8 protein-coding genes are annotated in these 9033 nt (G+C 71.8%); 6 read left to right on the top strand and 2 right to left on the bottom strand.

Translation table 11 applies throughout. From position 1 onward, the window contains the following. The 6 genes from Q0112_RS00220 to Q0112_RS00195 all read left to right on the top strand — a co-directional run. Positions 1 to 819: aminotransferase class I/II-fold pyridoxal phosphate-dependent enzyme (locus Q0112_RS00220; RefSeq protein WP_297970049.1), on the top strand; the 819-nt coding region annotated here is incomplete at its 5' end. Positions 820 to 886: 67 nt separating this feature from the next. Next, entirely contained in the window at positions 887 to 2494 is a 1608-nt protein-coding gene (locus Q0112_RS00215; RefSeq protein ID WP_297970048.1) for a peptide chain release factor 3, read from the top strand. Between the two features lie 22 nt (positions 2495 to 2516). After that, complete coding sequence (cls, locus tag Q0112_RS00210; RefSeq protein WP_297970047.1) at positions 2517 to 3989, top strand: cardiolipin synthase; 1473 nt, start codon at positions 2517 to 2519, stop codon at positions 3987 to 3989. Positions 3990 to 4116: 127 nt separating this feature from the next. Continuing rightward, positions 4117 to 5601 carry a sugar ABC transporter ATP-binding protein gene (locus tag Q0112_RS00205; RefSeq protein ID WP_297970046.1) on the top strand — a complete coding sequence of 495 codons (1485 nt, stop codon included), beginning with the start codon at positions 4117 to 4119 and terminating at the stop codon, positions 5599 to 5601. Between the two features lie 10 nt (positions 5602 to 5611). Continuing rightward, on the top strand, positions 5612 to 6697 hold the full coding sequence (locus Q0112_RS00200; RefSeq protein ID WP_297970045.1) for an ABC transporter permease: 1086 nt from the start codon (positions 5612 to 5614) through the stop codon (positions 6695 to 6697). Beyond that, positions 6694 to 7812, top strand: coding sequence for a substrate-binding domain-containing protein (locus Q0112_RS00195; protein WP_297970044.1), 1119 nt, complete (start codon positions 6694 to 6696; stop codon positions 7810 to 7812). Before Q0112_RS00200 ends, Q0112_RS00195 begins: the two co-directional genes overlap by 4 nt. 56 nt (positions 7813 to 7868) lie before the next feature. Here the strand turns inward: Q0112_RS00195 and Q0112_RS00190 are convergent, their stop codons facing one another. Both Q0112_RS00190 and Q0112_RS00185 read right to left on the bottom strand, forming a co-directional pair. Further along, a complete protein-coding gene (locus Q0112_RS00190; RefSeq protein WP_297970043.1) occupies positions 7869 to 8555 on the bottom strand; it encodes an RNA polymerase sigma factor in 687 nt (228 codons plus the stop codon). Then, positions 8555 to 9033, bottom strand: a 479-nt coding sequence (locus Q0112_RS00185) for a plastocyanin/azurin family copper-binding protein (protein WP_297970042.1), incomplete at its 5' end; no start/stop codon positions are given. The genes Q0112_RS00190 and Q0112_RS00185, both read right to left, overlap by 1 nt.

Here is a 9033-nt window from a genome sequence, read left to right as displayed (position 1 = left end):
GCGGCCGATTTCGCCGCCGCCGAAGCCGCCGCCCGCACCGCCTACGCCGCGCCCGCGGCCGCCGCCTGCCTGCCACTCGCCGGCGCCCAGGCCGCCATCCAGCTCCTGCCGCGCCTCGCCCCGACCGGCCGCGCCGCCATCCTCTCGCCCACCTACAACGAGCACGCCGCCGCCTTCCGCGCCGCCGGCTGGCAGGTCGAGGAACCCGGCGACCCCGCCGCCCTCGCCGGCGCCGACGCCGCCGTCGTCGTCAACCCGAACAACCCCGACGGCCGCCGTCACCGGCCCGGCGATCTCCTCGCCCTCGCCGCGACCACCCGCCTCCTCGTCGTCGACGAGAGCTTCGCCGACCCCACCCCCGAGCTCTCCCTCGTCCCGCACCTCGGCCGACCCGGCCTCGTCGTCCTCCGCTCGCTCGGCAAGTTCACCGGCCTCGCCGGCCTCCGCCTCGGCTTCGCCCTCGGCGCCCCGGCCGACATCGCCCGCCTCGCCGATCTCGCCGGCCCCTGGGCGGTCAGCGGTCCCGCCCTCGCCCTCGGCGCCGCCGCCCTCGCCGACACCGCCTGGACCGAGGCCCCCCGCCCCCGCCTCGCCGCCGACGCCCGCCGCCTCGACGCCCTCACCCCCTGGCCCCTCGTCGGCGGCACCTCCCTCTTCCGCACCTACGCCACCCCCGACGCGGCCGCCGCGCAGGCCCGCCTCGCCCGCGCCCGCATCTGGACCCGCGTCTTCCCCTGGTCCCCGACCTGGCTCCGCCTCGGCCTCCCCGGCGACGAGCCCGAATGGACCCGCCTCGCCGCCGCGCTGCCGACGCGATAGCCCGCGATAACCCCGGGGCGCCGCGGGATCTTCCCACCGGCCGCGCGCCCCCGTATATCCCGAGCCCATGCTCGACCGAACCGCCAACATGCCGCCGCTCCCGCCCGAGATCGCCCGGCGCCGCACCTTCGCGATCATCTCCCACCCGGACGCCGGCAAGACCACGCTGACCGAGAAGTTCCTGCTCTACGGCGGCGCCATCCAGCTCGCCGGCCAGGTCCGCGCCAAGGGCGAGGCGCGCCGCACCCGCTCCGACTTCATGAAGCTCGAGCAGGAGCGCGGCATCTCCGTCTCCGCCTCGGCCATGTCCTTCCCCTTCCGCGACTGGTGGTTCAACCTCGTCGACACCCCCGGCCACGCCGACTTCTCCGAGGACACCTACCGCACGCTGACCGCGGTCGACGCCGCGGTCATGGTCATCGACGGCGCCAAGGGGGTCGAGAGCCAGACCCGCAAGCTTTTCGAGATCTGCCGCCTGCGCGACCTGCCCATCCTCACCTTCTGCAACAAGATGGACCGCGAGGCGCGCGACACCTTCGAGATCATCGACGAGATCCAGCAGGAGCTCCAGCTCGACGTCTGCCCCGCCTCCTGGCCGATCGGCCAGGGCCGCGACTTCCTCGGCTGCTACGACATGCTCCACGACCGTCTCGAGCTCATGGACCGCGCCGACCGCAACCGCCGTGCCGAGAGCATCAGCATGCGCGGCCTCGACGACCCGGCCATGGAGGCGCACATCCCCGCCCCGCTCCTCGCCCCCCTGCGCGAGGAGGTCGCCATGGCCCGCGAGCTCCTCCCCGCCTTCGACCGCCAAGCGATGCTCGACGGCAACCTCTCCCCCATCTGGTTCGGCTCGGCGATCAACTCCTTCGGCGTGCAGGAGCTCATGGCCGGCATCGGCGCCTACGGCCCCCCGCCGCTCGTCCACCCCGCCGAGCCGCGTGCCATCGGTGCCTGGGAGCCCGCCGTCACCGGCTTCGTCTTCAAGGTGCAGGCCAACATGGACCCCAAGCACCGCGACCGCGTCGCCTTCGTCCGCCTCTGCTCCGGCCACTTCCAGCGCGGCATGAAGCTCACCCAGGTGCGCACCGGCAAGCCCATGACGGTCGCCAGCCCCGTCCTCTTCCTCGCCCAGGACCGGGCGCTGGCCGAGGACGCCTGGGCCGGCGACATCATCGGCATCCCGAACCACGGCCAGCTCCGCATCGGCGACGCGCTGACCGAAGGCGAGGCGATCCGCTTCACCGGCATCCCCTCCTTCGCCCCCGAGCTCCTCCAGTCGGTCCGCGCCGGCGACCCGATGAAGGCCAAGCACCTCGAGAAGGCGCTGAACCAGTTCGCCGAGGAGGGCGCCTCCAAGCTCTTCAAGCCGCAGGTCGGCTCGGGCTGGATCGTCGGCGTGGTCGGCCCGCTCCAGTTCGACGTCCTCGCCTCCCGCATCGAGCAGGAATACGGCCTGCCGGTCCGTTTCGAGCCGACCCAGTTCACCTCCGCCCGCTGGCTCTCCGGCCCGAAGGACCGCGTGGACGCCTTCGCCCGGGCCAACAAGGGCCACATGGCCGAGGACCACGACGGTGACCCAGTCTACATGACCCGCCTGCAGTGGGACATCGACCGCGTCGCCCGCGACTGGCCCGAGCTGAAGCTCACGGCCACCAAGGAGATGATGGCCTGACCCGCGCACCCCGGACCCGCCGATGAACACGACCGCCTGGCTCTGGAGCCTCGGCCACCTGCCGGGCTGGACCCTGCTCACCCTGCACCTCGCGCTGCAGGTCTTCTTCGTCGGCCGCGCCCTCCTGCGCCCGCACCGCGAGCCCGCCTCTCGCCTCGCCTGGGTCGTCGTCATCATCGTCGCCCCGGTGGTCGGGATGCTCGCCTACGTCCTCTTCGGCGAGACGAACATCGGCCACCGCCGCATCGCCCGCTTCAAGCGCGCTATGGAGCGCCTGGCACCCTTCGCCCGCATAGGCCCGCACGAGGGCGAGGGCGAGGACGCCGGGGTCCCGCCGCACCTCATGCCGCTCTTCCGTGTCGGCCAGTCGATCTCCGGCTTCCCGGTCGTCGGCGGCAACCACGGGCGCCTGCTCGGCGACAGCGACGACGTGATCGACAACACGGTCGCCGACATCGACGCCGCCGAGCGCCACGTCCACATCTGCTTCTACATCTGGCTCGCCGACACCAACGGCCTCAAGGTCGCCGAGGCGCTGAAGCGCGCCGCCGCCCGCGGCGTCGTCTGCCGCGCCATGGCCGACGACCTCGGCTCCCGCGCCATGATCCGCTCCGAGCACTGGCGGTCGATGGCCGAGGCGGGCGTCCGCCTCGCCGCGGCGCTCCCCATCGGCTTCCCGCTCTCGCGCCCGCTCAAGGGCCGCATCGACATGCGCAACCACCGCAAGATCGTGGTGATCGACAACCGCATCACCTACTGCGGCTCGAACAACTGCGCCGACGCCGCCTTCGCGGTGAAGCCGCGCTTCGCCCCCTGGGTCGACGCGATGATCCGCTTCGAGGGCCCGATCGTGCGGCAGAACCAGCACGTCTTCGCCACCGACTGGATGGCCCACACCAAGGAGGACCTCTCGCCGCTCTTCGAGGAGCCGCTCGAGATCGGCGAAGGCTTCCCCGCCCAGGTCATCGCCAGCGGCGCCACCGTCCGCTACTCGGCGATGCCCGAGATGTTCGAGAGCCTGATGTACGCCGCCCGCCGCGAGCTCGTCATCACCACCCCCTACTACGTCCCGGACGAGCCGATCCAGGCCGCCCTCTGCGCCTCCGCCCGGCGCGGGGTCGACACCACCATTGTCTTCCCGGCCCGGAACGACAGCTGGATCGTGGCGGCGGCCAGCCACAGCTACTACCCCCAGCTGCTCGACGCCGGGGTGAAGATCTACGAGTACGTCGGCGGCCTCCTGCATGCCAAGTCGGTGACGGTCGACGGCGAGGTGACGCTGATCGGCTCGGCCAACATCGACCGGCGGAGCTTCGAGCTCAACTTCGAGAACAACATCCTCTTCGTCGACCGCCCGCTCACCTCGGCCATGCGCGCCCGCCAGGCGAGCTACATCGCCCGCTCCGATCGGGTCGACAGCGCCGACGTCATGCGCTGGTCGCGCCGCCGGCATATCTGGAACAACACTGTCGCCATGCTCGGCCCGGTGCTCTAGCAGCCGCGGCTTTTCGTCGCCGGCAGGCTTGACAGGGTGCGCATGCCGGACGCCAACTGCGCGGGTAGCGGCCGGAGAGCCGTGCACATCCGGCAGGACGAGAACCGCCGGCGAAGGGGGGACGGAATTGCGCGGCGGTGCGACGCTCCGGTTCGACAATGTCGCAAAGACATTCGGCGGCACCAAGGCGCTCAAGGGCGTCAGCTTCGACGTACGGGCCGGAGAGATCGTGGCGCTGCTCGGCGAGAACGGCGCCGGGAAGTCGACGCTCATCAAGATCCTCGGCGGCATCCACCGCGCCGACTCGGGCGAGATCGTCCTCGACCGGCCGCCGGGGCGGGACGGCGCCAAGCCCGTCTCCTTCATCCACCAGGACCTCGGCCTCGTGGAATGGATGACGGTCGCGGAGAACGTCGCGCTCGCCCAGGGGTTCGGCCGCGGCGCCGGCCTCGGGGCGATCGACTGGAAGACGACGGCCCGCGCGGCCGAGGCCGCGCTCGCCCTCGTCGGCTGCGATATCGACACTGAGACGCGAGTGAAATCGCTCAGCCGCACCGAGAAGTCGCTCGTCGCCATCGCGCGCGCGCTCGCCACCGACTGCGACTTCCTCGTGCTGGACGAACCGACGGCGAGCCTTCCCGCCAACGAGGTCGAGCGGCTCTTCGCGGTCATGCGCTCGCTCAGGGAGCGCGGCGTGGGAATGATCTACGTCTCGCACCGGCTGGACGAGATCTTCCGCGTGGCCGACCGCGTGGTGGTGCTGCGCGACGGGGCGGTCGTCGGAGAGGGGCCGGTCGCGGAGATGACCCCGGAGGGCCTGGTGCGCCTGATCGTCGGGCGCTCGACCTTCGAGGCCTTCCTGCGGGAGGAGCGTCCGTCCGAGGGCGTGCGGCTTGAGGTGCGCGGGTTGCGCACCGAGGGCGTCGGCCCCATCGACTTCGATCTCCGCCGCAACGAGCTCCTCGGCCTTGTCGGACTGCGCGGCGCAGGGCAGGAGGACATCGGGCGGGCGCTCTTCGGCGTCGTGCCCCACAGCGGAACCATCCGGCTCGACGGCCGCGAGGTGCGCGCCGCGAGCCCCGTCGAGGCGCTCGGGCAGGGCATCGGCCTCGTGGCGCGCGACCGCGGCGAGGAGGCCGTCGCCTCGGCGCTGAGCGTGCGGGAGAACATCTTCCTCAACCCGGGCGCCTCCGGGCGCGGGCTCTTCTCGATCCTCTCCCCCCGCCATGAGGCGGACCGGGCGGCGGCGCTCGGCGCACGGGTCGGCCTGCGCCCGAACGCGCCCGAGCTGGCGATCGAGGCCCTCTCGGGCGGCAATCAGCAGAAGGTCGTCGTCGCGCGCTGGCTGGCGAGCGCGCGACGGCTCCTGATCGCCGAGGATCCGACCGCCGGCGTCGACGTCGGCGCCAAGGCGGAGATCTACGCGCTGATCGCCCGGGCGCTCGAAGACGGGCTCGCGGTGATCATCGTCTCGACGGATTTCGAGGAGGTCGCGCAGATCTGCCACCGCGCGCTCGTCTTCAGCCGCGGCCGGATCGTGCGCGAACTCGCCGGCCCGGCGCTCACAACCGAGGCGGTCATCACCGCGGCCTCGGTCTCCGAAGCCGTCTGAGGGAGCGCGCATGTCGGTCAACTCGATCAAGTCGGATGCCCTGGAGCCGACGCGGGCGGAACTCGCCACGCTCGGACCGGGACAGAGGCTCGCGCGCCTCCTGCCGGTCTACGGGCTCGTGGTGCTCACGGCCCTGCTCGCGCTCTTCTTCTCGCTGCTCCTCCCCGACACCTTCCCGACGCTGCTCAACGCCCGCTCGATCGTCGCCGACAAGTCGATCATCGCCATCCTCTCCCTCGCGGCCATGGTGCCGATGGTGACCGGCAAGATCGACCTGACCGTGGGCTACGGGGTCGTCCTCTGGCACATCCTCGCGATCAGCCTGCAGGTCTGGTACGGGGTTCCCTGGCCGGTCGCGGTGGTGATCGTGCTCCTGCTCGGCGCCTTCGTCGGCTTCCTGAACGGCCTCCTCGTCGAGGTGGCGCAGATCGACAGCTTCATCGCCACCCTCGGCATGGGCACGGTGCTCTACGCCGTCGCCATGTGGCACTCCGATGGCCGGCAGATCATCGGCACCCTGCCCGACGGCTTCTTCGCCCTGAACGGGATGCGCATCCTCGGCATGCCGATCACCGGCTTCTACGTCCTCGCGCTCGCAGTCGTTCTGTGGTTCGTGCTCGAGTACCTGCCGATCGGGCGCTACCTCTACGCCATCGGCGCCAATCCCAAGGCCGCGGCATTGAACGGCATCCCCGTCCGCCGCTTCACCATGGCCGCCTTCGTGACGTCGGGCGTGCTGACCGCCATGGCCGGCGTCCTCCTCGCCTCCAAGCTCCGCATCGGCCAGGCGAGCGTCGGGCTCGAGTTCCTGCTGCCCGCCCTCGTCGGCGCCTTCCTCGGCTCGACGACGATCAAGCCCGGGCGGGTCAACGTCTGGGGCACCATCATCGGGGTGGTGATCCTCGCCATCGGCATCTCCGGCATCCAGCAGCTCGGCGGCTCCTTCTGGGTAGAGCCGATGTTCAACGGTCTCACGCTGCTCGTGGCCATCGGCATCGCCGGCTACGCCCAGCGCAAGCGGACCACGAAGGTGCGGGCGCCCGATCCGGGCGATCCGCAGGCGGAAGCCAATCAACCAGGGAGGACGACGGAATGACGGGACGAATGGCAAGAGGGCTGCTCATGGCCTCGGCCGCACTGCTGGCCCTGGCCGGCACGGCGAGCGCGGACGCGAGCCTCGACGCCGCCAAGGCGCGGATCGAGAAGGCGACGGCGCGCGCCGGGGTCTGGGACGGCCCGACCACCGGCCCGAAGGCGCAGGCCGGCAAGACGATCATCTACGTCGCCGGCGATCTCAGGAACGGCGGCACCGAGGGCGTCTCGCGCGGCGTCGCCGAGGCGGCCGAGGCGATCGGCTGGGAACTGCGCGTGATGGACGGCCACGGCGACATCTCGGCCCGCACCGCCGCGATGAGCCAGGCCATCGCGCTGAAGCCCGACGGGATCATCGTCGGCGGGTTCGACGCCATCGAGCAGAACGCCGCGCTCGCGCAGGTGAAGGAGGCGGGCATCCCCTTCGTCGGCTGGCACGCGACGATCGAGCCGGGCCCCGACCCGGCGACCGGCATGTTCGCCAACGTGAACACCCGCATCGCCGACGTGGCGCAGACTGCGGCCGACCTCGCCATCGTCGACTCGGGCGGCACCGCCGGCGTCGTCATCTTCGGCGACTCGAACTACGAGATGGCGATCGGCAAGGCGCGGATGATGGAGACCGCGATCAAGGAGGGCTGCCCCGGCTGCGAGGTCCTCGTGCTCGAGGATTCCCCGATGACCGAGGCCTCGAGCCGCATGCCGCAGCTCACCACCTCGCTCCTGCAGCGCTTCGGCGACAAGTGGACCTACTCGCTGGCGGTGAACGATCTCTACTACGATTTCATGGGCCCCTCGCTCGCCTCGGCCGGCAAGGACGGCGGCGACCCGCCGCACAACATCTCCGCCGGCGACGGCTCGGAGTCGGCCTTCCAGCGCATCCGCTCGAACCAGTACCAGGCCGCGACCGTTCCCGAGCCGCTGCACATGCAGGGCTGGCAGCTCGTCGACGAGCTCAACCGCGCCTTCGCCGGCGAGGAATGGTCGGGCTACGTCTCCGACATCCACCTGGTGACGCCGGAGAACATCGAGTTCGACGGCGGGCCCGAGAATGTCTTCGACCCCGACAACGGCTACCGCGACGCCTATCGCGCGATCTGGGGCACGACCGCCTCGTGACGCGCGCAACGCAGCGGCGCGCCCGGGCGCGCCGCTGCCCCCTCATGTGAGGCGCGCTACTCGCCGGACGGCCGGAGCCTTTGCAACTGTTCGATCACCCGGTCGGCGGTGCGGGCGCAGCGAGCGCCGCCGAACGGATAGATCTCCGAGAAGGCCGGCGCCAGCTCGCGCTCGAGCGCCGTCCGCAGCTGCCGGCGGGCGCGATGCAGCCGCGTCTTCACCGTCTCGGGCTTGAGACCGAGGAGCGCCGCCGTCTCCTCCGTGTCGAGCCCCTCGATCGCCCGCAGCACGAAGACCGTCCGGAAGGCGGGGGGCAGGCCGTCGACGGCCCGCTCCAGCACCTCGCGCACCCGGGCGCGGCCGGCTTCGCTCTCGGGGCCGGGCGGGGTCGGGGAGAGCGGGAACATGACGATGCCTCCTTCGTCGAGCCGGTCGAGATCGACGGCCGGCTTGCGCCGGCGCACCCGCCCGAGCGCCTCGTTGAGCGCGATCCGCGTCAGCCATGTGGCAAGGTTCGCCTCGCTGCGGAAACCGTCGAGCGCGAGGAAGGCGCGCACCCAGGCCGCCTGCACCACGTCCTCCGCCTCGGCATCGTCGCGGAGAACGCCGCGGGCGGCACGGAAGAGCCGCCGGTTGTGGCGGCGGATCAGCTCGCGGATCGCCGCCTCGTCGCGCAGGCGGGCACGGTCGACCAGCACGGAGTCGGGCAGATCCCCGGGAAGGGCGAGACGGGCGAGCTGCATCACGCCCATCCCTGGCCGGGCACGACGCCCCGGTCCATGATCGCCGCGACCGTCGGGAAGGCCGCGAGCGCCGCCTCCGGCAGGTCGCCGACCGCGCCCGGCGCGTCGATCCAGGAATCGGCCGCCGGATCGCCGACGATCAGCCGGCCCACCATGCCGGCGTGCTCGTGCGGCGCGCAGAAGTAGTCGTAGATGCCCTCGACCGTCAGCGTCACCGCGAAGCTCTCCTTGTCGAGCAGATAGTCCGAATCCCACGGCTGGGCAGCCGCCGGGATGCGCCGCGGCCGGTCGAAGTTCGCCGGATGGTAGGCGGTCGCGGTATGGGCGTTGCCCGGATCGACGTTCAGCCAGCGCACCGTATCGCCGGGGCGGAGCCGCAGGCCGACCGGATCGAAGCCGACATGCGCCCCCCTGGCGTCGCCCCGCATGCGGATGGTGACCGTCTGCGCCGCGCGCGGGGCGGCCGGCACCAGCAGCA

The sequence above is a fragment of the uncultured Amaricoccus sp. genome (assembly GCF_937858865.1).
Classification (GTDB): Bacteria; Pseudomonadota; Alphaproteobacteria; order Rhodobacterales; family Rhodobacteraceae; genus Amaricoccus.
The sequence above is the reverse complement of the archived record's forward strand: the minus strand, read 5'-3'. Positions and strand labels throughout refer to the sequence as shown.